At 38.4% G+C, this 23,892-nt stretch carries 22 protein-coding genes and 1 pseudogene; 18 read left to right on the top strand and 5 right to left on the bottom strand.

The window, feature by feature from the left end:
- Positions 1-116: 116 nt before the first annotated feature.
- Positions 117-293, top strand: coding sequence for a hypothetical protein (locus tag U473_RS15010; protein ID WP_201024161.1), 177 nt, complete (start codon positions 117-119; stop codon positions 291-293).
- A 79-nt stretch (positions 294-372) separates the two neighbouring features.
- Here the strand turns inward: U473_RS15010 and U473_RS07450 are convergent, their stop codons facing one another.
- The 3 genes from U473_RS07450 to U473_RS07440 are packed head-to-tail and all read right to left on the bottom strand — an operon-like array spanning position 373 to position 2,412.
- Positions 373-1,065, bottom strand: coding sequence for a Crp/Fnr family transcriptional regulator (locus U473_RS07450; RefSeq protein ID WP_068724916.1), 693 nt, complete (start codon positions 1,063-1,065; stop codon positions 373-375).
- A gap of 13 nt (positions 1,066-1,078) precedes the next feature.
- The gene (locus U473_RS07445) at positions 1,079-1,660 is read right to left on the bottom strand and encodes a 5-formyltetrahydrofolate cyclo-ligase (RefSeq protein ID WP_068724915.1); all 582 of its coding nucleotides are present in this window, start codon (positions 1,658-1,660) and stop codon (positions 1,079-1,081) included.
- Between the two features lie 29 nt (positions 1,661-1,689).
- Complete coding sequence (locus U473_RS07440) at positions 1,690-2,412, bottom strand: YwiC-like family protein (RefSeq protein WP_068724914.1); 723 nt, start codon at positions 2,410-2,412, stop codon at positions 1,690-1,692.
- Positions 2,413-2,556: 144 nt separating this feature from the next.
- Here U473_RS07440 and U473_RS07435 point away from each other — a divergent pair, with 144 nt between their 5' ends.
- The 6 genes from U473_RS07435 to U473_RS07415 all read left to right on the top strand — a co-directional run bounded on the left by U473_RS07435 (position 2,557) and on the right by U473_RS07415 (position 6,395).
- Positions 2,557-3,609, top strand: coding sequence for a sensor histidine kinase (locus U473_RS07435; RefSeq protein ID WP_068724912.1), 1,053 nt, complete (start codon positions 2,557-2,559; stop codon positions 3,607-3,609).
- 54 nt (positions 3,610-3,663) lie between these two features.
- Positions 3,664-4,323 (top strand): response regulator transcription factor, encoded by a 660-nt coding sequence (locus tag U473_RS07430; RefSeq protein ID WP_321164157.1) that lies wholly within the window; start codon positions 3,664-3,666, stop codon positions 4,321-4,323.
- Between the two features lie 67 nt (positions 4,324-4,390).
- Positions 4,391-4,642 carry a hypothetical protein gene (locus U473_RS07425; RefSeq protein WP_068724911.1) on the top strand — a complete coding sequence of 84 codons (252 nt, stop codon included), beginning with the start codon at positions 4,391-4,393 and terminating at the stop codon, positions 4,640-4,642.
- 163 nt (positions 4,643-4,805) lie between these two features.
- A complete protein-coding gene (locus U473_RS14280) occupies positions 4,806-5,246 on the top strand; it encodes a multicopper oxidase domain-containing protein (protein ID WP_161937301.1) in 441 nt (146 codons plus the stop codon).
- Positions 5,227-5,808: a cupredoxin domain-containing protein gene (locus U473_RS14275; RefSeq protein ID WP_082732427.1), complete on the top strand. Its 582-nt coding sequence runs from the start codon at positions 5,227-5,229 to the stop codon at positions 5,806-5,808. Before U473_RS14280 ends, U473_RS14275 begins: the two co-directional genes overlap by 20 nt.
- A gap of 209 nt (positions 5,809-6,017) precedes the next feature.
- On the top strand, positions 6,018-6,395 hold the full coding sequence (locus U473_RS07415; protein WP_161937300.1) for a cupredoxin domain-containing protein: 378 nt from the start codon (positions 6,018-6,020) through the stop codon (positions 6,393-6,395).
- 81 nt (positions 6,396-6,476) lie between these two features.
- Here the strand turns inward: U473_RS07415 and U473_RS07410 are convergent, their stop codons facing one another.
- Positions 6,477-6,698 (bottom strand): helix-turn-helix domain-containing protein, encoded by a 222-nt coding sequence (locus U473_RS07410; protein ID WP_068724906.1) that lies wholly within the window; start codon positions 6,696-6,698, stop codon positions 6,477-6,479.
- A gap of 256 nt (positions 6,699-6,954) precedes the next feature.
- Here U473_RS07410 and U473_RS07405 point away from each other — a divergent pair, with 256 nt between their 5' ends.
- The 6 genes from U473_RS07405 to U473_RS15220 all read left to right on the top strand — a co-directional run bounded on the left by U473_RS07405 (position 6,955) and on the right by U473_RS15220 (position 14,404).
- Positions 6,955-7,359, top strand: coding sequence for a DUF6306 domain-containing protein (locus tag U473_RS07405; RefSeq protein ID WP_068724904.1), 405 nt, complete (start codon positions 6,955-6,957; stop codon positions 7,357-7,359).
- A gap of 230 nt (positions 7,360-7,589) precedes the next feature.
- Positions 7,590-11,285: a nitrate reductase subunit alpha gene (locus U473_RS07400; RefSeq protein ID WP_068724902.1), complete on the top strand. Its 3,696-nt coding sequence runs from the start codon at positions 7,590-7,592 to the stop codon at positions 11,283-11,285.
- The gene (gene narH / locus U473_RS07395) at positions 11,275-12,792 is read left to right on the top strand and encodes a nitrate reductase subunit beta (protein WP_068724900.1); all 1,518 of its coding nucleotides are present in this window, start codon (positions 11,275-11,277) and stop codon (positions 12,790-12,792) included. Before U473_RS07400 ends, narH (U473_RS07395) begins: the two co-directional genes overlap by 11 nt.
- Positions 12,792-13,331, top strand: a complete 540-nt coding sequence (gene narJ / locus U473_RS07390; protein WP_068724898.1) for a nitrate reductase molybdenum cofactor assembly chaperone — start codon at positions 12,792-12,794, stop codon at positions 13,329-13,331. Before narH (U473_RS07395) ends, narJ (U473_RS07390) begins: the two co-directional genes overlap by 1 nt.
- A 2-nt stretch (positions 13,332-13,333) precedes the next feature.
- Positions 13,334-14,044 carry a respiratory nitrate reductase subunit gamma gene (gene narI / locus U473_RS07385; RefSeq protein ID WP_068727528.1) on the top strand — a complete coding sequence of 237 codons (711 nt, stop codon included), beginning with the start codon at positions 13,334-13,336 and terminating at the stop codon, positions 14,042-14,044.
- Positions 14,045-14,128: 84 nt separating this feature from the next.
- The gene (locus U473_RS15220) at positions 14,129-14,404 is read left to right on the top strand and encodes an MFS transporter (RefSeq protein ID WP_235589077.1); all 276 of its coding nucleotides are present in this window, start codon (positions 14,129-14,131) and stop codon (positions 14,402-14,404) included.
- Positions 14,405-14,900: 496 nt separating this feature from the next.
- Here U473_RS15220 and U473_RS15785 read toward each other — a convergent pair.
- Positions 14,901-15,182 (bottom strand): annotated as a pseudogene (locus tag U473_RS15785) (IS110 family transposase); the annotation flags it as partial.
- A 302-nt stretch (positions 15,183-15,484) separates the two neighbouring features.
- Between U473_RS15785 and U473_RS07370 the strand changes: the two are divergent.
- From U473_RS07370 to narJ (U473_RS07350), 5 genes are all read left to right on the top strand, one after another.
- Positions 15,485-16,813, top strand: a complete 1,329-nt coding sequence (locus U473_RS07370; protein WP_068724892.1) for an MFS transporter — start codon at positions 15,485-15,487, stop codon at positions 16,811-16,813.
- A gap of 116 nt (positions 16,814-16,929) precedes the next feature.
- Positions 16,930-18,132, top strand: a complete 1,203-nt coding sequence (locus U473_RS07365) for an MFS transporter (RefSeq protein WP_068724889.1) — start codon at positions 16,930-16,932, stop codon at positions 18,130-18,132.
- Between the two features lie 33 nt (positions 18,133-18,165).
- Positions 18,166-21,840: a nitrate reductase subunit alpha gene (locus U473_RS07360; RefSeq protein WP_068724887.1), complete on the top strand. Its 3,675-nt coding sequence runs from the start codon at positions 18,166-18,168 to the stop codon at positions 21,838-21,840.
- Positions 21,830-23,359 (top strand): nitrate reductase subunit beta, encoded by a 1,530-nt coding sequence (gene narH, locus U473_RS07355; RefSeq protein ID WP_082732426.1) that lies wholly within the window; start codon positions 21,830-21,832, stop codon positions 23,357-23,359. The genes U473_RS07360 and narH (U473_RS07355) overlap by 11 nt, the downstream gene beginning before the upstream one ends.
- Positions 23,349-23,879: a nitrate reductase molybdenum cofactor assembly chaperone gene (gene narJ / locus U473_RS07350; protein ID WP_068724884.1), complete on the top strand. Its 531-nt coding sequence runs from the start codon at positions 23,349-23,351 to the stop codon at positions 23,877-23,879. Before narH (U473_RS07355) ends, narJ (U473_RS07350) begins: the two co-directional genes overlap by 11 nt.
- The last annotated feature ends 13 nt before the right edge of the window (positions 23,880-23,892 follow it).

Raw genomic sequence — 23,892 nt, 5'->3', positions numbered from 1 at the left:
GGCGATGTAGTTCACTCTGGCAACCAGCTTGGTCACCTGATAAAATGACTGATGAAGCAAAGAAAAAATTAGGAATGTTTTAAACTAGTAAAATGATGAGAGGAAGGAAGAGAAAGATGAAAGTATTTTATGATTTAAAAACAACAGCAGATTTAAAAGAGATTAAAGAAATGTTAAAACCTTTTGGAGGACGTTGTGCAAAAATAACCAACGGTAAATTAGAGTATCAAATCAAAGAAGAAAAAGAACAAGAAGCCCTAGAGGCACTTAAAGAAAAAGGAATTGTTGGATAATCATCCTTTTCCGTAGAAAATGTATTTTGTACACCAAAGAAAGAGGCGAACAACGGAGCTATGTACAAAATACATTTTTTCAATTAATATAATTCTTTAACTCTTCCAGATCTTTAATTACAATTTCCCCTCGTTTCATGGTTAGGATCCCATTTTTCTCTAAAGTTGACATCATCCGATTTACATTCTCCCTTGCCGCTCCAATAAAATTAGCTAATTCTTGGTGGGTAAGAGTTAATTGAATAGCAATCCCTTCTTCGGTCTTCACACCATATTCTTCTGCAAGACGAACTAATGAAGCAGATAAAGCCCCTAACTTTCCATATAATGTAACATCACGTAATTTGGATTGAGCTTGATGGAGACGTTCTCCCATGATCTGAATAATAGAAATCCCAATCTCAGGATAACGCATAATAATCTGTTCAAGATCTTGATTTCTAATGATGACAACCTCACCGTCTTCAATCATTTCAGCGGTGGCAGGATAGATCGTTTTTCTAAATAAGGCAACCTCTGCAAAGAGATCACCAGGTTTTCGTATATGTAAGATGAGTTCTTTTCCATCAGGTGTTGACTTGGTTAAGCGAACCTTTCCTTTGCGAAGGAAATAAATGGCATCTGCTGGATCGTGTTCCACGAATAAAACCGTTCCTTTTCTTACAGTTCGCTCAACAAGGGCATTTTTTAATAATTCTTTATTTTGCTCTGACAAATCTGCGAATAAGGGAATTAAGTTGATGATTTTTTTTGCTGCATGTGGGTGTTCCATCAGAAAAACTCCTTTAAAAGTTTTTGTAAACCCATCCTTCTTCCGTCATGATTCCATCCATTGGAATATCCCACTGGCTTACATGCCAATGTTCTCTAACGATTTGCGATTGAAAGGCTAGGCCAATTTTAGGGACTAAAGGGTTTAAGGTCTCTAGAAAACGATCGTAATAGCCTTTTCCGTGACCAATACGGTTTCCTTTAGGGTCAAAAGCGACACCAGGCACGATGACTAGGTCGATTTTCTTCGGATCAACAGGACGAATCATTTCTTTTTTTGGCTCACGTAGACCAAAATATCCTTTTTCAATCATACTTAAACCTGTTATTTGACTGGGGAAAAGCGTTGTATCTTTTGGATTGCATACTGGCACTGATACGACCTTTTGCAAGTTGATGGCTTTAGAAACAAGGTCATCTGTTTGAACTTCGTTTTGATAACTCATATAAGTCATAATATGTTTGGCTTGATAAAAGATAGGAGATTCAAATAAATGTTCAAGTATTTTTCTAGAGTGTATGGTAACCTCATGTGGATCTAGCTTTCTTCGTTTTTCTAAAAAAAGTTTGCGAATTTCTTCTTTAGTAGTTGTCAAAAAAGTCACTCCTCGTTTCAGGTTTTATTTCATTTTACACTTAAGACGACAAAAATGATAAACCAAATCGTATTGATAATTTCAAGGATACCGACCCTTTTAGGCGTTAAAGGGGCTCCAGCACGTGTTGATAGTGTCTTTACCATAGAAAATAAGTAAGCCAATATCAAATAGAACTCAGAAAATAAGAAACCCAATAAAGGGAGGAATATCATATAGAGATTTGTGACCCATTTAAAACGTTTGTTTTCTTTCTCACGATATAAAGTTTTGACAAATAGCGCGGTTCCAAAGAAAAAGAGTAAATTTAACAACCATAAATAGTAGGCTCTCTCATCTATTTGATGACTACCGATATAGTAAGACGCAAGCAATGTTGACGTAAGCGATACCATTGCGCTGAAGTCATTGAATAATGCCCTTTCTTTTTTCTGCTTAGCAAAATATAGATTGATCAAAAAGAAGGGAATGATCATTAAAATAATAGAAAGTAACTTAGGAAACCAAATAAGAAAAGGGATGCTAAGAAGGAATGAAATGGCTAGATAGGTAAAGGATAACTTCCACCACTCTTTCCGATCCGAAGGCCTTTTAATCCCTTGCAAAAAAGGAGAAATTGATATATATGCAAAAAAGATACTAATAAAGAGAAGGATATGGAACCAGTGAAAATCGGTAACAAGAAAGCCAATGATATAGGGTGCAATCCACATTGCCCATGCGCCATGCTCTTTTGGTAGAATTAATTTCATAGCCTTTTTTTCTCCTTAAAATGTTATATTTTTGTTATAATCATAATTAAGTTTATCAATATAATTATATTGTTTCAATTTCATTTGCGAATTTTTTTTACTTATCACAAAAATTGTTGGACATGAAAGAAAGGTAGTCATTTAATGAACGAACTCATCTTATTTTTGGGCACCATTTTTTTATCTACTATTCTTTTTTATACCATTTATCGCAAAGACAAAGCGATAAGAGCTGAACGGGAAAGATTACTTAGTGTGTTTCAACATGTTTCAGATGGAATTATGGTTTTAGATGAACAGAAGAATATAGTTGAAATGAATGATACTGCTAAGGAGTTGCTTGGAGGCGAAATCGTACCAGATATTTTCTGCAATATCTGTCAAGACACGAATGGTAAATTAAAAATTTGTGAATATGATAAATGTTTTTTAAACCACCACAAGCTATCCTACTATGAATTGCAATTAAATCATAAAAATGATTCTAAAATTCCTGTTTCAATTAGTACTTCAAACTTTTTGGGAGCAGACCAAAAGCCTTTAACCATCTTGTCTATTCGAAATTTGAGCGATTATCGCAAAAAGGAACAGAATCGGATCCATAATATGCTTGCTGCTTCTATGATTCGTGCGCAAGAAGAGGAGAGAAAACGCTTGTCGCGAGAATTACATGATGGGATTGGACAGTCGATTTTTAGTGTATTATTAGGATTAGAATATATACAACCGATTTTAAAAAGTGAAGAAGCGAGACAGCATTTGGAACAATTAAGGGTGACGACAAAGCGAACTCTAGAAGAAATTAGACATATGGCTGTTGAATTAAGGCCTTCTGCCTTAGATGACTTAGGGTTAATTGCTGCACTTAAATCATATATAAAGACGTTTGGTGATACATTCGGAATTCAAATTAATTTTGAATATTCAGGGGACAAGGAACGATTAGATTCCAGCATTGAAACTGCATTGTATCGAATTAGTCAGGAAGCATTAACCAATGTAGCCAAATATGCAGATAGTGATCGAGTTGATTTAACGATGTGCAAAAAAGAAAATGAAGTGGTTTTGAAGGTTAAAGATTATGGAAAAGGATTTTCAATGGAGGATATCGGGCGTCATGATAAAGGGGTAGGTTTATACGGAATGGAAGAACGAGCTTCCATGTTGGGGGGACCTTCCATATTACTTCTCAACTAGGGAAAGGGACAGAAATTGAGGTTCATATTCCTTTACAAAAGGGGGAGGAGAAGATTGGATAAGATCAAAATCTTATTAGTGGATGATCATGCAGTGGTTCGATCTGGATTAATGATGTTAATGAATGCCCAAACCGATATGGAGGTTGTAGGGGAAGCAGCTGATGGAAATGAGGGGATTAACAAGGCATTGGAACTAAAACCAGATGTCGTGTTAATGGATCTCAGTATGCCATATGGAAAAGATGGCTTTTTCGCTACTGCAGAATTAAAAAAAGAGATGCCTCATTTATCAGTCTTAATTCTAACGATGCATGATGACGATGAGTATCTTTTCCGTGGATTAAAAGCTGGCGCTTCAGGTTATATTCTAAAAAGTGCACCAAGTCAAGAATTGTTACACGCCATTCGAACGGTTCGTAAGGGAGAAGCTTATCTCTATCCCACTGCTACAAAACGGTTAATTGAAGGCTATCTAAATTTTGCAGAAAAGGAAGAACAAGATTCATTAGATTTACTATCTTCTCGTGAGAAAGAAGTCTTGTCCTTTGTTGCCTTAGGCTATTCTAATAAAGAAATTGCTGATAAGCTTGTTATTAGTGTGAAGACGGTGGAGAACCATAAAGCAAAGATTATGGAAAAACTACAGCTCACCACTCGCCCACAATTAGTGAAATTTGCGATTAAAAAGGGTTTACTTGATTTGGATGAGTGAAATGATCACTTTATGATTCAGATTTATGATATAATAGGTTAAATATATTTATGATTAAGAGGCGGTGTTGAAATTGGATATGGACAAGCTTTTTGAAGGGATATATGCCATTCAAAAACAGTTAGGCGAATTTCAACAAGAAATGAGAGCAGAAATTTCTGGGGTTAAAGGTGAGATTTCAGAAATCAAGAGAGACATCAAGAGTATTAATGAACGTTTAGATAGTATCGAGGCCAGTTTAGAACTTCTCGCAAATCGCCAATTTAAGCATGAAACAGAAATTGAAGTGATGAAAAAGAAGTTTTTTGCAACGATCTAGATAACCAAAATATAGGTACCTATGTCATAATTGTGGCAATGGTGCCTTTTTTGTTGAGTCCGAAATGTATTCTTGTATTTACGAAAATGTGATTTTTATCATATATTTTTTTGTGAGGATTTGTTACTATTACCATAGTGTAAAAGGTGAAGGGGGACACAAAATGAGAGCTAATATGAAGATGGCCTTTTTTATAGGAGCAATCGCTGTAGTCATTGGCTTAGCTGGATGTAGCACTGGACAACTTTCTATAAATCATGCACAGAACCAAAGCCAAGGGCAAAATCAAGACCAAAAATCAGAACAATTTATTGATCAACCGAAATATCCTGCCGAAATTAAGCGAAATGGAAACGCGGTCGATATTACTTTCTATATAACACAAAATAAGATTGAAATTGCAAAAGATAAATATTATCAAGGTTGGACATTTGATGGTACCGTTCCAGGACCTGTATTGCGTGTAAAACAGGGCGATAAGGTTCGTTTTACCTTAGTGAATAAAGATCCAAATATGCCGCATTCAATGGATTTCCATGCATCAGAGATCGCTCCAGACAAAAACTATGTGGATGTTGCGCCTGGTGAAATCTTTTACGTATGAATGGGAGGCTAAAGTTCCTGGTGCCTTTATGTATCATTGTGGAACACCCCCTGTGCTTGCTCATATCGCAAATGGGATGTACGGAGCCATTATCGTCGATCCGGCTGATTCTGAACAAACCTTTGAAAAAGCAAGGGAATTCGTTTTGGTTCAAAGTGAATTCTATAAAGATGCGAACGATCTAGAAGATATGATGAATGGCGAACCACAAGTGGTTGCATTTAATGGAAAAGCCTTTAAATATAAAGATCAGCCTCTAGAGGCTAAACCGGGAGAATTAATCCGTTTTTATGTTGTGAACGCAGGGCCAAACAATTTTAGTGCCTTTCATATTGTAGGAACTATTTTTGAAAAAGTCTATTTAAACGGTTATCCAGAGAATGTAGATAAAGGTGTACAAACCGTTACCATTCCACCTGGAGGAAGTTATGTCGTTGAATTAAGAGTACCTGAAGAAGGAGCTTATCCGATTGTTACTCACTCCTTCAAAGATGCAACAAAAGGTGCAACCGGAATATTAAAAATTACAAAAGATGCCAAAGATCAACCATTAGCACCGTAAGAATAAATGGGTTTGTATATTCCAACGCGCTCCGTTGTCCGTGTATTTCTACACTCCTAAAAGCACACAAAGTGTACAAGTGACGCTACACAGCTGAAGCTGCTAGTCGTCCTATATCTTTGCTTATGGAATATACAAATCCTAAGTGATTAAAGGAAGAAAGTTACACTTTCTAATTGATAAATTTAAGAATGAAAAAGGTGAAGGATATGAAAAAAATCATACTTGTCTTAGTAAGCAGTTTGCTTTTTCTTGGAATCCTAGCTGGTTGTGGACAATCATCGAATCAAGCCCAAACCTCAGATGATCAGATTCAAACGGTTCACATTGTGGCTGAGGATTGGAAGTTTATCCCTGATACGATCAATGTTAAACCAGGTAAAGTTAAATTTGTCATTGAAAACAAAGCAAAAAGAATGCATGGATTTGCGATTGATGAGTTAGGGATTAACGAATCATTGGCACCAGGGAAAACGGTTGAAAAAATAGTCGATGTCAAAGAGGCTGGTAGTTACACCTTTTACTGTTCTGTTGTATGTGGGGATCTGGATCAACATGGTGGAATGAAAGGAACACTAACGGTTTAGTAAAACGATTAGACCGATGTCTTGCTAAAGAAAAAATGAAAAAAGGCAGAAAAAAGGGATGATATGGTTGGTCCCTTAATTTTAGATTTTATCTTTTAGATCATTTGGATTGATGTAAAGGTGATTCTTATCATCGGTTTCAATTAAATCTTCTTTTTTTAATTGGGCAAAGGTACGACTAATCGTTTCCCTTGTAACTCCAATCATACTTCTAACAGTGATTTTTTCAATTCGATCTAAGTCTTCCTCATCTAAACCTTTTAATAATTCAACTTGTTGTAACATTTCTTTTATAGATGGCATCTTTCCATCAATCCTTTTTGGTTATTGCTATTACAACTGTATTTATCATATTTATTGTACAATAGTGTGATTCTACTTACAACTCCTTATCATGATTGGTTTGAGTCAAATATTTGTGGGAGAAAATTTTTACAAATATATTATGTAGTATATTCAGTTTTAGAATTTCCTGATGGAAACATATCCTACAGTGCATCGTCTTGTCATAAATGGAGATGGGGCACGATGGATTACCGCATAAAGGAGAGAGATCAGATTGGAAAATAAAAAAATCGAATTGTTAAATCAATTGCTTGAAGCTGAAAAAGCTGGAGTCGTTACACTGGATTTTTTTCAAAAAGCATATCCTGATGTGGAATTACCACTTGATCTGATTAAAAGCGATGAATCTTGGTCAACCAATGGTTTGATTGAAAGTGTGAAAAGAGAAGGCGGTGTACCTAGTAAAAATACAGGGGATTTTGCGGATAAGGTGAAAGCTCAAGAAGGTTTAAGCAACCGATTATCTTTATTAAACAAAGGACAATCCTGGGTTGTTCGTAAAATTGATGATTTATTTCAAATGGAATTACATGAGGAAACCCGTTCATTTTTAACTCAGATGAAAAAGAAACATATTGAAAATATTCAAACCTGTCAAGACTTTTTGGATCGTCAGTAAAGAACAATCTAGCAAGGAATGGCAAGATGAGTATAAAAAATAAAACGAGTATATAAGATTAAATAGATAACAAAAGAATACAATGGGAATTTACACCTCCTACGAATTTGTGTAGGGGTGTTTTTTTTGTCTTTTTTTTTCTAGTTTGCGAAAAAAACTACATATTTTTCTTTCTGTCAATAAATACTAACACAAAATGTGTATTTTTTCCCAACAAAGGAGAATGAAGCATGACAAAGAAAAAGATACCGCCTTTATTAAAGAAATGGACGTTTTTTCAACAAGAAAAGATCCGATCGAAGGATGGATGGAGTGAAGTAACACCCTATGATCGGGATAATGAGAAAATCTATCGTCGTCGTTGGCAACATGATAAGTTTATCCGCACTACCCATGGGGTGAACTGTACAGGTTCATGCAGTTGGCGAGTTTTTGTGAAGGATGGAATCATTACTTGGGAAAATCAGGCGATTGATTATCCTTCACCAGGTCCAGATATGCCAGAATTCGAACCAAGAGGATGTCCAAGAGGGGCAACCTTCTCATGGTACACCTATAGTCCTGTACGTGTGAAATACCCTTACGTTCGAAGCACACTTCTAAAATTCTGGCGAGAAGCTATGAAGCAACATGGGCAAAATCCGATTGAAGCATGGAAAAGTATTTTAAGTGATCCAGAAAAAACAAAAGCATATAAAGAGGCACGCGGAAAAGGTGGATTTGTTCGCGCTTCTTGGGATGAAGTAAACAAGATGGTCGCTTCCTCGATGATACATACGATTCAAGAATATGGCCCAGATCGCATTGTCGGTTTTTCACCGATCCCTGCCATGTCGATCGTTAGCTATTCTGCGGGGGCTAGATTTCTTAATCTTGTCGGTGCCCCGATACTTAGTTTTTATGACTGGTATGCAGACTTACCACCTTCTTCGCCGCAAATCTGGGGGGAGCAAACCGATGTGCCAGAAAGTAGCGATTGGTATAACTCAGGGTACATTCTGATATGGGGTTCTAATATCCCACAGACTCGTACTCCTGATGCTCATTTTATGGTAGAAGCACGTTATCGGGGAACGAAAGTGGTTGGCGTTAGCCCTGATTACGCAGAATACATTAAGTTTGCGGATCATTGGCTGGCAGTTAACCCTGGGACTGATGCTGCATTAGGGATGGCCATGACCCATGTCATCTTGAAGGAATTCTATGTAAACAAACAAACAGAGTATTTTACCGATTATGTGAAAAAGTTTACGGATTTTCCGTTCTTAATCAAACTGAAAAAACGAGGAGAAAATTTTGTAGCTGACCGCTTCCTTGTTGCTAGTGACTTAGGACTACCTTTGGATAAAGCTGAATGGAAAACGGTTGTATTTGATAAAAACTCAAACCAATTTGTGGTTCCCAATGGCTCAATCGGCCATCGTTGGGATGGTAAAGTGAATTGGAATTTAAAAATGGAAGATAGTGAAAAGGGAATTACAAATGTGGATCCACTGTTAACACTTCTAGATCACCAAGATGAGGTTGTGATGGTTGATTTCCCTTATTTTGATGAAGGAAAAAAGGAAATTCTTCATCGTTCTATTCCTGTAAAAAAATTAGAATATCATGGGGTAACCATCTACGCGACAACTGTCTTCGATCTCATGTTAGCAAATACAGGTGTAGATCGTGGATTGCCGGGAGATTATCCAAAAGATTATAACGATGCAGAACCCTATACACCAGCATGGCAAGAAGCGATTACAGGTGTAGATCGGAATCTGGTGGTTCAAATAGCCCGTGAATTTGCCCAAAATGCTATCGATACCAAGGGGCGGTCAATGATCATTATGGGTGCAGGAATCAATCACTGGTACCATTCAGATATGATCTATCGGACGATTCTCAATTTGGTTATGCTTACAGGTTCCCAAGGTAAAAATGGTGGAGGATGGGCTCATTATGTGGGTCAAGAAAAGATTCGTCCATTTGAAGGGTTTCAGCAAATTGCGATGGCAAGAGATTGGGGTGGGCCACCTAGATTGCAAAATGGAACCTCTTATTGGTATTTCGCATCCGACCAATGGCGATATGATGAATTAACGGTGGAGGAACTCACTTCACCATTGGTTGCCCAAACTCGTTATCGTCATACAGCAGATTATAATGTATTAGCGGCTCGTCTTGGTTGGTTACCTTCTTATCCTCAATTTGATCAAAATCCACTGAAATTAGTGGAAGAGGCAAAGCAATCAGGAGCTAAGGAAAAGGATCAAATCGTTCAATATGTGGTTGATCAATTAAAACAAAGGAAGCTACGTTTTGCAATAGAAGATCCAGATGATCCTAAAAATTTCCCGAAGGTGTTTTTGCTATGGCGGGAAAATCTATTGCAAAGTTCAGGTAAAGGACATGAATTCTTCCTTAAACACTTACTTGGAACCCATAACGGGGTTTTAGGTGAAGAAAACCAGACCTTAAAACCATCAGAGATCAAGTGGAGGGAAGAGGCTCCCAAAGGGAAAGCGGATTTGATCGTCAGTTTAGATTTTCGCATGGCTGGAACTCCGCTTTATTCAGATATCATTCTTCCAGCAGCGACTTGGTATGAGAAGTTTGACTTAAGTAGTACAGATATGCATCCCTTTGTTCATCCCTTTAATCCAGCCATTGATCCTCCTTTTGAAGCAAGGCCGGATTGGGATATTTTTAAAGGAATTGCCCAAGTTTTTTCTGATCTTGCCAAAACCTATTTACCAGGGGTACATAAAGATATTGTTACAACTCCCTTACTTCATGATTCGCCTGATGAGATCGCTCAACCATTTGGGCAAGTGCCTGATTGGAAGAATGGAGAACATGATCCTATTCCAGGGAAAAATCTTCCTAGGATTCACGTTGTAGACCGCGATTATACCCAAGTTTATGAAAAGATGATTAGCCTTGGTCCGCTTGTAAAAGAATCGATTGGAGCACATGGAATCGCCTGGAAGGGAGCAGAAGAATATACCAAACTCCAGAATCTACTAGGCACAAGGGACAAAGAAGGATTTACGGAATGTCCTTCCCTTTACAGTGCGAGGGATGCTGCCGAGGCCATACTAGCCTTATCGAGTACGACCAATGGTTCAATGGCAATGAAATCTTGGGAAGCTCTTGAAAAGAAAACGGGAGTAGAATTAAACGACATTGCTAAAGAACGAGCTGAAGAGCATTTTTCATTTTTTGATATCTCTACCCAACCAAGAAAGGTGATCTCATCAGCTGTATTTAGTGGGCATATGAGTGGGGAAAGAAGATATTCACCCTTTACTGTTAATGTAGAACGGTTAGTCCCATGGAGGACATTAACGGGTCGTCAACATTTTTACTTAGATCATGAATTGATCATGGAATTTGGAGAGAATTTACCGCTTTATAAACCAACTCTGTCAATGAAACCTTTTTATCCAAATGATCGAAGGCCAAATACGAATGATAAGGAAATTACCTTGCGTTATCTAACACCACACCATAAATGGTCCTATCATACGACTTTTTATGATACATTGCCTATGCTCACTTTATTCCGTGGTGGACCCCATGTCTGGATCAGTACTAAGGATGCGGAAGAAGCAGGGATTCAAGATAACGATTGGATCGAATTATATAACCGCAACGGAGTGGTTACTGCGCGTGCTGTCGTAAGTCATCGGATGCCAAAAGGTACCGCATATATGTACCATGCTCAAGATCGTACGATTAATATTCCTGGCTCATCGACGACAGGGGAACGAAGTGGATCACATAACAGTTTAACGAGCCTTCATTTAAAACCCACTCATATGATCGGTGGCTATGCACAGCTTAGTTATGGTTTTAATTATTACGGAACGGTAGGAACACAACGTGATGATAAAGTGATCATACGCAAATTGGAGGAGGTGTACTGGCTTGACTATTAAGGCACAATTTGGCATGGTGATGAATTTGGATAAGTGTATAGGATGCCATACCTGTAGCGTTACTTGTAACAATGTGTGGACGAATCGTAAAGGTGCCGAATACATGTGGTGGAACAACGTAGAAACAAAACCTGGGATCGGCTATCCAAAAGAATGGGAAAATCAAGAAAAACATAAAGGAGGTTGGACCCTTCTTAATGATCGTTTGGAATTAAAAGCAGGTGGAAGAAGTACAAAGTTATCGCAAATCTTTTACAATCCTCATCTTACACCGATCGATGATTACTATGAACCTTGGACCTATGATTATGAAGAATTAACCAAAAGCCCTTTACAAAAACATCAACCTGTAGCAAGGCCTAAATCCTTGTTAACAGGAGAATATCTGGAGCTTAAATGGGGGCCAAACTGGGAGGATGACTTAGCAGGCGTTCATGTGACAGGAAAACGAGATTATAATTTCAAAGGAATTGAAGAGAAAATCCGCTTCGAATTCGAACAAACCTTTATGATTTACCTTCCAAGAATTTGCGAACATTGTATCAATCCTTCTTGTTTGGCCTCGTGCCCATCAGGTGCGATTTATAAAAGGGAAGAAGACGGTATTGTCTTGGTTGATCAAGAAGCATGCCGGAGTTGGCGTTTTTGTATGACAGGCTGCCCTTACAAGAAAACGTATTATAATTGGAATACACAAAAAGCGGAAAAGTGTACTTTCTGTTACCCAAGGATTGAAGCTGGTTTACCAACCGTTTGTTCTGAGACTTGTGTTGGTCGCCTTCGCTACATCGGGATTGTTTTGTACGATTCTGAGCGAATCAAGGAAGTCGCCTCCACAAAGGATGAAAAAGAATTATATCAAGCCCAGTTAAGCATGTTCTTAGATCCCAATGATCCTAACGTGATTGAGCAAGCACGACATGATGGCATTCCAGAAGGTTGGCTTGAAGCAGCAAAGCGCTCACCCATCTATAAGTTGGCTGTGGAATATGGTGTTGCCTTACCATTGCATCCTGAGTTTAGAACTTTACCTATGGTATGGTATGTACCACCACTTAGTCCAATTATGAATGCCTTTCAAGGAAAAGGAGGGGAAGAAGATGCAAGTGTCTTATTCCCAGCGATTGAGCAATTACGAATTCCGATTGAGTACTTGGCCAATCTCTTAACTGCTGGGGATACTGAAATCATTCGCAATGTCCTGAAGAAAATGGTTGCCATGCGCCAATATATGCGTGCATTAAATATTCGTAAACAACCAGATTCAAGCTTGCTTCAACCCTTTGATTTTACAGACCGAAAGATGCAAGAGATGTATCGTTTACTAGCGATTGCCAAATATAGTGATCGATTTGTGATTCCAACAGCTCATCGGGAAAATACCGGTGATTTACAAGAAGAGCAAGGTATAGCAGGTATTTCCTTCTTGGAAGGCTGTCAAACATGTAGTACTGAGTATCGTGACGAAATGGATAACCATCAACTCCATCTAGAGGTGAGGGAATAATGGAAAACACCCAACTTTTATTTAAACTATGTTCACTTTTCTTGCAATATCCTGAAGAGTCATGGGTAAGAAGCAAAGACATAAATAAAATGCTTCAATTTTTAAATAACGGGAAAGAAAAAGAATCTTTAAAGGAATTTAAAGATTATCTCGATCATCATCACTTAGAAGATCTTTGTGAACGCTATGTTCAAACCTTTGATTTTAATGAGAAGACAGCCCTTTATCTGACATATTTTCAGCATAAAGATCAAAAGGAAAGAGGACCTGCTCTTCTGCAATTAAAGGATGAATATCGGAAAGCTGGATTTTACCTTGAAAGTAGCGAGTTGCCTGATTATTTACCCGTTATACTCGAATTTTTGGCGATCGCTCCTTATCGATATTGGCCGAATATTCTCTATTCGCAAAAAGAGAATATTGAAAAGCTGTATAAGGAGTTGGCCAATCTGCAAAGCCCCTATCAATTTGTGGTTGGAGCCAGCTTAGATCACATTCAATCTCTAATGCAACCTGAACTTACTGGAGGTGTGTTATGACAATCCTTAATCAATTTTTGTGGGTGATTTACCCCTATGTCACCATAACCATTTTTATTTTAGGCCACATCTACAAATATAACCGAGATCAGATTGGTTGGTCTGCCAGATCAAGTGAGATTATGGAAAAACGCTTGTTAAAATGGGGAAGCCCTCTGTTTCATTATGGGATTATCTTTGCCTTTTTTGGACATGTGGCTGGGATTTTAGTTCCAAAATCAGTCTATGAAACACTAAGGGTTCCAGATGAGCTATACCATTTAGGTGCTGTTGCGATAGGTGGAGTAGTTGGAGTGATGGCCTTGATTGGTTTGGTGATTTTAGTCATTCGTCGCTTAACCGTTTCTCGAATTCGCTTATTTACGCAAAGAATGGATTGGTTCACTGAGTTTGTCTTGTTATTGGTCGTATTTCAAGGGGTTTATGTGACCGTCATTCGAAACTTTTTGGTAGGTGAATTTGACTATAGAAGTACAGTTGGTCCTTGGTTTCGTAGTCTTTTCACCTTTTCACCTGATCCAACATTGATGAGGGACGTACCTCTAAGTTTTCAAATTCATATTCTGTTAGCATTTCTACTCTTTGCTTTATGGCCCTTTACACGACTTGTCCATCTATGGAGTTTACCGTTGGAATATCTAAAACGCAACTATATTAGTTACCGTAGTATTAACTTTCTCCGTACTTTTCGGCTGACAAAAAATAAACCTTAAAAAAGAGGTGTATTTGTATTGAGAACTAAAGAGAATGGAACGATAAATGGTGCCAATTCTGCATTAATCATGTAGATGATTGCGATGATTATCGCTTTTGCTGTATGGGCCTCACTTTCCCCTATGGCTTCACAGATCCAAAAACTATATCAATTGTCAACGACACAAAAAAGTATTCTTGTTGCCATTCCTGTTTTATTGGGTTCTGTGATGAGAATTCCCCTAGGAATATGGACTGACCGTTATCGAGGAAAGAAACTTTATACATGGTTAATGATATTTTTAATCATTCCAACCATTAGCATTAGTTGCTTTGGGGATAGCCTTTTTTGCCGAATTTGGCAACGGTGCTGTGTTTAAATTAGTGCCAGAATTGTTTCCAAAAGTAACAGGGGCAGTTACCGGAATCGTTGGTGCTGCTGGTGGAATAGGTGTTTTTTTCCACCAATTTTAATGGGAATCGTTAAGGACATCACAGGACAATATATGCTTGGCTTCCTATTGTTAGGGATATTCACCTTCGTGAATTTTGTGATCAATCTCAGGTTATTTGTAAAAAGTTAAATTATAATTCAATAATAATAGGCTGTTGACAATGATGTCAGCAGTTTTTTAAAATTTTTAATACAAAAGAAATGCACAGACAATGGAGCGCTTTAGAATATACAAACCTTTTCTAATAGGGAAATTCACTAGCCAAAGATAGGGGAGTTCCCTGATTACGTTTTCATTACTGAAAAAGTAGAATGATAGTGGAATTAAATAGAAAAAAGAAAATTTGGGAGAGGAAGTCTGAAATGATTACTTGAAGTAGTATTCTATAAAAAAAGGCATAGCAAACAAGCCATCGATCGATGATCGCAAGTGGAGGCATAAAGCTTCCAGCTACAAGGTCATGCTTAAATAAATCGGCAATCCATTTGGCATCCTTTTTGTCCGTCTTTTTGCCGCGTATCGCCTTGACGTATTTAGGATGTGCCAGAGTGATATTGCAGGAATCTTCAAGTACATTAAACACGGGAATCCAGTATTTCCCGGTAGATTCCATACAGACATCCTTACAGTTATTTTGACAAAGCCATTTTGACAGCTCTTTCAAACCTTTGGTGAAAGTTGAAAAGCGATGGCGTTTGTAATAGGAAAAACTCCTTTCTGAGGTGTATAGGGATAGCCAGCATTGACTGATTGCCCAGCAATAAACGAGTAGTGTTTATACAAAGATAAGTCTGCGTGCTCGAAGTCACACTTATTTGTGCTTGGAAAGGCAATCTACACATATAAAAATGCGGTCACTCCATAATTGGAGCAACCCACTCACCTCCACGTGATTTGTAGTTTACTGGTATTCCTATGAGTTTAAAATAATAAAAATTTCGCCCAAAGCACAACTATTTCATTACGTTTTGTGCCTTGAGCGAAGCGAAAGGAATGGATATAAAGATGAACAAAGAGAGTTTAATGAAAAAGTACAATCTAAAAGGAAACCCAAAAACAGGATTAACGATGGCAACTTTTGGCTTCTTTATTGGTTTTGCTGCTGTTTCTCTGTATGGACCTGTGGCAACTAATATTAATAAAGTGATGAATATGCCTGCTCTGATGTTAGGGTTTTTAGTGGCTGCACCAAACCTCACAGGTTCTCTTTTAAGAATCCCTTTTGGGGCATGGGTAGATAAAGTAGGAGGAAAAAAGCCTTTTCTAACTCTATTTGCTTTATCAATTATTGGAATGGCTGGACTTACTAGTATTCTTTATCTTTACTATCCAGACCAACTAACGCTTAAAATGTACCCACTTATCTTTTTCTTTGGTCTATTAAGTGGTAGTGGAATTGCCACCTTCTCTGTCGGGGTACCACAAACCTCCTATTGGTTTCCTCAGAATAAACAAGGTTTTGCACTTGGAGCATATGGTGGTTTAGGAAATACAGCTCCTGGGATTTTTGGGATCTTACTTCCCTTTGCTTTAGTTGGACTTGGCTTAACAGGTTCATATGCAACATGGTTTCTTTTCTTAGTGATCGGAACATCGATTTACACTGCATTTGCTCAAGATGCTTATTACTTCCAGTTGATCAAAAAAGGAGTAGAAAAAGAGGAAGCAAAGCAAGTATCCAAAGAGCTTGGCCAAGAATTATTTCCATCTGGCACTGTTGTACAAGCATTAAAGATTTCTGCAAAAGTTCCTGGAACATGGGGACTAGTCGCTTTATACTTTACATCCTTTGGTGGTTTCCTAGCTTTAACCACTTGGTTCCCTACCTATTGGATTCAATATCATGGACTTGAGGTACGCCAAGCGGGACTATTAATGGCTTTAGGTTTTTCAATTCTTGCTTCCTTTATTAGGGTTTATGGTGGTCATATTAGTGACAAATTTGGTGGCGAAAGAACGGCCATGGTTAGTTTTATGATTGTTTTAGTCGGATCGGTGGTTCTTGCTTTTGCAAAAAGCTTTGGTATCTCCTTACTAGGTGAAATCATTATGGGGGCAGGAATGGGCGTCGCCAATGCTGCCGTATTTAAACTTGTTCCTAAATATGTACCAAGTGCACCTGGTGGTGCAAGTGGTTGGGTTGGCGGATTAGGTGCATTTGGAGGCTTTGCTGTACCTCCTATTCTTGGAATCTTTGTTGATTTCTATGGTCAAGCTGGTTATGCAAAAGGATTTATCGTTTATACCGTGCTAGCCGTGATTTCAATCTTTATTGCTTTCATCCTAAAAACTAAATATGCAAAGTCAGTTTATCCAGGTATAAGTAAAAACTAAGCACTTAGGAAAATTCCTACCCGTGTAAATAGGGGAGTCCACTAAACAAAATAGGGGATTCCCCTGATTTAAAAGAGGGTTAAAATGGTATGTAATGAAAAAGAGGGGGTAATAGTATGAATGTAAAAAAAGACCTCTCTGATCATGAAACTCCAAGAACAACATTGATCGTTACTGTCTTTGCGATGATCGTTACATTTGTTTTATGGGCTTCACTGGCACCGATGGCATATGAAATTGGAAGGGTTTACCGTTTGTCGGTTACAGAAAAGAGCATCCTTGTTGCAATCCCTGTCTTGCTCGGATCGCTGATGAGAATTCCGGTTGGTGTGATTACTGATCTTTATGGAGGAAGAAAGGTTTTTACTTTGCTTCTTTTGTTTTTAATCATTCCAACCGTCGGAATTGGCCTTGCTCAGTCCTTTACCATGTTGCTTTTTTGGGCATTTCTTATTGGTATGGCAGGGACATCGTTTGCCATTGCGATTACTTATGTCTCTAAATTCTATTCACAAGAAAAACAAGGACTAATTTTAGGAATTGTGGGGATTGGGAACGCAGGGACTGCTGTTTCTAATTTCACCTTGCCTACAGTCGCTAACCACTTTGGGATTTCAATCACTTTTTGGCTGATGTCTACGGTTACAGGGATTACGGCGATTCTTTTTTGGACCAATACAAAGGAAATGCCATTGCTTCAACAAAAGAAGTTTATCCTTCAATCTTTTTCAGTAATGAAATACAAAGATACATGGGCTTTATCTAACTTTTATTTTGTGACCTTTGGTTCCTTTGTTGCTTTTGGTGTTTATCTACCTTCTTTACTGCAAGATTTATTTCATCTATCGACAGTTGATGCAGGATTAAGAGCTGCCGGTTTTATCATTCTAGCCACTGCAGCTAGACCATTAGGTGGGTATTTCTCAGACCGATATCATGCAGGCAAAGTATTACATATTGCTTTTCTCATGATTATTTTTAGTTCAATCCTTCTTACATTTTGCACAAAGAATTTTATTTTGTTTTCGATAGGCTCATTAACCATCGCTTTATTTGTCGGTATTGGTAATGGAGCTGTTTTTAAACTAGTAGCTCAATTGTTCCCTAATGATACTGGCGCTGTGACAGGAATAGTGGGTGCGGTTGGTGGAATAGGGGGATTTTTTCCTCCGATTTTGATGGGAATGATTAAAGAGATGACAGGAAATTATAGTTTAGGTTTTTTACTTTTGGCCATTTATACGCTTGTGAATGTTGCTATTAATCATCGTCAATACCTTATGAAATTATCAAATCAAAATAATATACTGGATTATTAAACACATTCAATACATTAAAGGGAGGAGATACGCATGGGAAAGAAACGTTCACCATTATGGAAAAAGTTAAGATTTTTCCAACCTAAAGAACAATATGCCAATGGTTGGAGCGAATTAACTTCTCAAGATAGAGAATGGGAAAAACTTTATCGTAATCGTTGGCAGCACGATAAAGTCGTTCGTACAACTCATGGGGTAAACTGTACTGGTTCTTGCAGTTGGAAGGTATTTGTTAAGGATGGAATTATCACATGGGAAAATCAAGCGATTGATTACCCGACAACAGGGCCAGATATGCCGGAATTTGAACCAAGGGGATGTCCTAGGGGAGCAAGTTTTTCATGGTATACCTATAGCCCGCTACGCGTGAAATACCCATATATTCGCGGTATTCTACTTCAATTTTGGCGTGATGCTCTAAAAGAAGCAAACGGTGATGCTGTAGAAGCATGGAAGCGAATTGTAGAAGACCCGGACAAAGTCCGAGCTTACAAATCAGCTCGAGGTAAAGGGGGTATGGTTCGTACTTCATGGAATGAAGCTTATCAAATCATCTCTGCACAACTTCTTTATACGATTAAAAAATATGGTCCTGATCGAATTGCTGGATTTACACCGATTCCAGCGATGTCGATGATCAGTTATGCCGCTGGTTCTCGTTTTTTATCCTTAGTTGGAGCCCCCATGCTTAGCTTCTATGATTGGTATGCAGATTTACCTCCAGCTTCACCACAAATTTGGGGTGAACAAACGGACGTACCTGAAAGTAGTGATTGGTACAATGCAGGTTATTTAATGATGTGGGGTTCAAATGTACCTTTAACACGTACACCTGATGCCCATTTTATGACTGAAGTACGCTACAAAGGAACGAAAGTCGTTTCCGTTAGCCCGGATTATGCAGAATCAGTGAAATTCGCTGATACATGGTTAGCTGTCAACCCTGGTTCTGATGGTGCATTAGCACAGGCCATGACCCATGTTATTCTTAAAGAATTTTATATCGAAAAACAAACGCCCTATTTTATAGACTATGCAAAGAAATATACTGACCTACCTTACCTAGTTACATTAAAGAAAAAAGGGGACAGCTTTATTACTGACCGTTTCCTCTTAGCAAACGACTTAGCTGACACTTACGAAAATGCAGAATGGAAAACAGTAGTCTTTGATGAAAAAACACAGCAATTCGTCGTTCCGATTGGAAGTATTGGACATCGTCATGAAGGGAAAGGAAATTGGAATCTTCAGATGCAAGATGAGAAAGGGAATGCTTATGATCCAAGTATTTCTCTTTTAGGAGTCGAAGACAAAATAGTCTCTATTGAACTTCCTTACTTTGATGATCTGAATCGAGATATCCTTCATCGCTCTATTCCGGTAAAAAGGGTTGAAAAAGACGGAAAAGAACTTTTCGTTACGACCGTTTATGATCTCATGCTTGCCAACTATGGAATAGATCGTGGCTTACCAGGCGATTATCCAAAAGATTATGATGACAAAAAACCATATACACCTGCATGGCAAGAAGAATATACCAGTGTACCACGGGAGCAAGTGATTCAAATTGCCCGTGAATTTGCTCAGAATGCGGTAGATACAAATGGTCGTTCAATGATCATCATGGGAGCAGGAATTAATCACTGGTACAATGCAGATACAATTTACCGTACCATTTTAAATCTTGTCCTCTTAACAGGATCCCAAGGAGTAAATGGTGGTGGTTGGGCTCACTATGTAGGACAAGAAAAAGTCCGTCCAGCAGAAGGTTGGCAAACCGTCGCTTTTGCAAGAGATTGGCAAATGCCACCAAGATTACAAAATGCCACATCTTATTATTACTTTGCAACAGATCAGTGGCGCTATGAAGAATTGCCGATGAACGAATTAATTGCAGCAAATGTAGAAAAACCAAGATACCAACATGCAGCAGACTATAATGCTTTAGCAGCCCGTTTAGGCTGGTTACCTTCTTACCCACAGTTTGATCGTAATTCTATCAAACTAGTAGAAGAAGCAAAAAAAGCCGGAGAAGAACCTGTTTCCTATATCGTAAAAGAGTTAAAAGAAGGCCGGATGCAATTTGCTGTTGAAGATCCAGATCATCCATTGAACTTCCCTCGTACTTTATTTGTCTGGCGTGCAAACTTAATTTCTAGTTCTGGAAAAGGGCACGATTATTTCTTGAAAAACTTCTTAGGTACCTCTCATGGTTTGCTTGGCGAAGAGAGCAAAGAACTGCGCACAAGTGAAATCAAATGGCGTGAACAAGCACCAGAAGGTAAACTAGATTTACTAGTGAACCTAGAGTTTAGAATGTCTGGAACAGCTATGTATTCCGATATCGTTTTACCAGTAGCAACCTGGTATGAAAAGCATGATATTAGCAGTACAGATATGCATCCATTTGTCCATCCATTTAATCCTGCGATAAATCCTCCATGGGAGTCTAAATCGGATTGGGATACCTTCAAAGGCTTAGCAAAGGTATTTTCAGAAATGGCAAAAACCTATTTACCCGGTGTGCAAAAGGATGTTGTCGCTGCACCATTATTGCATGATTCACCTGATGAAATTGCACAGCCTTATGGAAAGGTTCGTGATTGGAAAAAAGGTGAAGTAGAAGCTATTCCAGGTAAAACCATGCCAAAGTTCGTCATTGTTGAACGGGATTATACTAAGATTTATGATAAATATACGGCAATAGGTCCTTTGGTCGAGAAAAATCCGATTGGAGCACATGGGGTTGCTTGGTCAGCAAAAGAGCAATATGAAGAATTAAAACGAATCAACAACACAGTAAAAACGAAGGGGATCACTGAAGGAATGCCTCAGTTAGAAACTGCTCGCCAAGTAGCGGAAACAGTAATGACCCTATCTAGTGCTACTAATGGGAAAATGGCATTAAAAGCTTGGGAGTCTGAAGAAAAGAAAACAGGTCTTAAGCTAAAAGATTTAGTAGAGGGTCGTACCGAAGAAAAATTTGATTTTAATAGTATTACTGCTCAACCAAGAGAAGTGATTCCAACCCCAGTTTTTAGTGGCACGAATAAGGGGCGCAGATATTCACCATTTACGACGAATATTGAACGACTTGTTCCATTTAGAACCTTAACAGGACGCCAACACTTCTATGTGGATCATGAAATTATGTTGGAATATGGAGAAGGCTTACCTGTATTTAAACCTACCCTTCCAACGAAAGCATTTGCTAAGCATGAACAAATGCCTGAATCTGAAGGGAAAACGATTACCTTACGTTACTTAACACCACATGGAAAGTGGAACATCCACAGTATGTATTATGATTCATTAACGATGCTAACCCTTTTCCGTGGTGGTCCAACTGTATGGATGAATAACGAAGATGCAGAAGAGGTTGGTATTAAGGATAACGACTGGATTGAAGTATATAACCGCAATGGAGTTGTCGTGGCTCGAGCAGTCGTTAGCCATCGGATGCCAAAAGGAACAACCTATATGTACCATGCACAGGATCGTACCATCAATGTACCAAGTTCTCAAGTGACTCATTTGCGTGGCGGTACCCATAACAGTCCAACACGGATTCATTTGAAACCAACCCACTTAATTGGGGGATATGCTCAATTTAGTTATGGATTTAACTATTATGGACCAACAGGAAACCAACGTGACTTAAAAGTAGTGATTCGTAAACTCAAGGAGGTGGATTGGCTTGAAGATTAAAGCTCAAGTAGCCATGGTGATGAATCTTGATAAATGTATTGGATGCCACACCTGTAGCATTACCTGTAAAAATACCTGGACCAATCGTCCAGGTGCAGAATACATCTGGTTTAACAATGTTGAGACAAAACCAGGGATTGGCTATCCAATGGAATGGGAAAATCAGGAGAAGTATAAAGGTGGATGGATCTTAAAGAATGGGAAATTGGAATTAAGAGCAGGAAATCGTGTAAGTAAGCTCGCGAATATTTTCCATAACCCTGATTTACCGACAATCGATGAATATTATGAACCTTGGACCTATGACTATGAGAAGTTAACCAACAGTCCGCATAAAGAAGTCCAACCTGTTGCACGGCCAAAGTCACAGATTACCGGCGAATATATGGAATTAAAATGGGGGCCTAACTGGGAGGATGATTTGGCAGGTACGCATGAAACAGGGAAGCGAGACCCCAACTTAAAAGGAATTGAAGAAGATGTTCGTTTTGAGTTTGAGCAAGCCTTTATGATGCATCTACCAAGAATTTGCGAACATTGTTTAAATCCTTCTTGTGTTGCTTCCTGTCCGTCAGGAGCAATGTATAAACGCGATGAGGATGGAATCGTCTTAGTGGATCAAGAGGCATGCCGCGGCTGGCGCTTCTGTATGACAGGCTGTCCCTATAAAAAAGTGTATTTTAACTGGCAAACCCAAAAAGCAGAGAAATGTACATTCTGTTTCCCAAGAATTGAAGCTGGCTTGCCTACTGTATGTAGTGAAACCTGTACCGGAAGAATTCGCTATATAGGCGTGTTATTGTATGATGCGGATCGAGTAGAAGAGGCTGCATCCGTTGCAGATGAGAAGGAATTATATCAATCTCATTTAAGCTTATTCTTGGATCCAAATGATCCAGAAGTAATTGCTCAAGCCAAACGTGATGGCATTTCTGAGGATTGGTTAGAGGCAGCACGCAAGTCACCGATTTATAAGTTAGCGATTGAATATGGGATTGCTCTACCTTTACATCCAGAATATCGTACATTGCCAATGGTATGGTATGTTCCGCCATTAAGTCCAATTATGAATCGAATTGAAGGAAAAGGATCTGAGTTAGATCCAGTCGATATTTTCCCAGCCATTGACGAAATGCGTATTCCTGTTCAATACCTTGCGAATTTGCTATCTGCTGGAGATGAAAAAGTAATCACCACAGTTTTAAAGCGAATGGCAGCAATGAGACAATTCATGAGAGCTAAAAATCTTGGAAAAGAATATGACGAAACGATTCTACAAGGGTTGGGCTTAAATGAAACCATGATCGAAGAAATGTATCGTTTACTTGCCATCGCCAAGTATGAAGACCGTTTTGTGATTCCAACCGCTCACAAAGAAGAATTTATGCATCTCTATTCTGAACAAGGGACAACTGGCTTCGATTTTAATGGTGGGGATTGCAATACTTGTATGACTGGGGATTATTATGGAGACAATCATAGCTTTTTCTTAATGACAGGAGGTAAAAATGGGAAATAGGGAATTGCTGCATCTCATCTCTATTCTATTACAATATCCTGATCAAGAATGGTTTGAAACTGACTTAGAAAGTGAAATAGCTGAAGTCTCAGAATTTAACCCTAAAGTTTATCAGCAATTAAAAAGCTTTTTAACCTTTTTAAAAGAAACAGATTCTGATGAATTAAGGAATCTTTATGTTCAAACCTTCGATTTCAATGAAAAGACAAATCTTTATTTGTCCTATTCGAAACTGAAAGAGGAAAGAGAACGTGGAGTTGTTCTAGTGGAATTAAAGCAATTTTACGAACAGGCAGGCCTTGTCATGGAAACGGAAGAATTGCCTGATTACCTTCCACTTTTCCTTGAATTTATTGCAATTGCGGATCAGAAGGACATTGCAAAACTACTACCTCCCTTTCAACCAGCCATTGAAAAGCTAAGAGATGAGCTGTTAGAGGTAGATAGTCCATATGCTAACTTGGTAGAAGCGAGTTTAACGATTTTAAATCAAATCTTGCCTATTCATTCTGAAGAGTAAGGAGGAGGTGCAA

The sequence above is a fragment of the Tepidibacillus decaturensis genome, from assembly GCF_001561915.1.
In the GTDB taxonomy this organism is placed as follows: domain Bacteria; phylum Bacillota; class Bacilli; order Tepidibacillales; family Tepidibacillaceae; genus Tepidibacillus_B; species Tepidibacillus_B infernus.
This window is presented reverse-complemented; position numbering and strand designations above follow the sequence as displayed.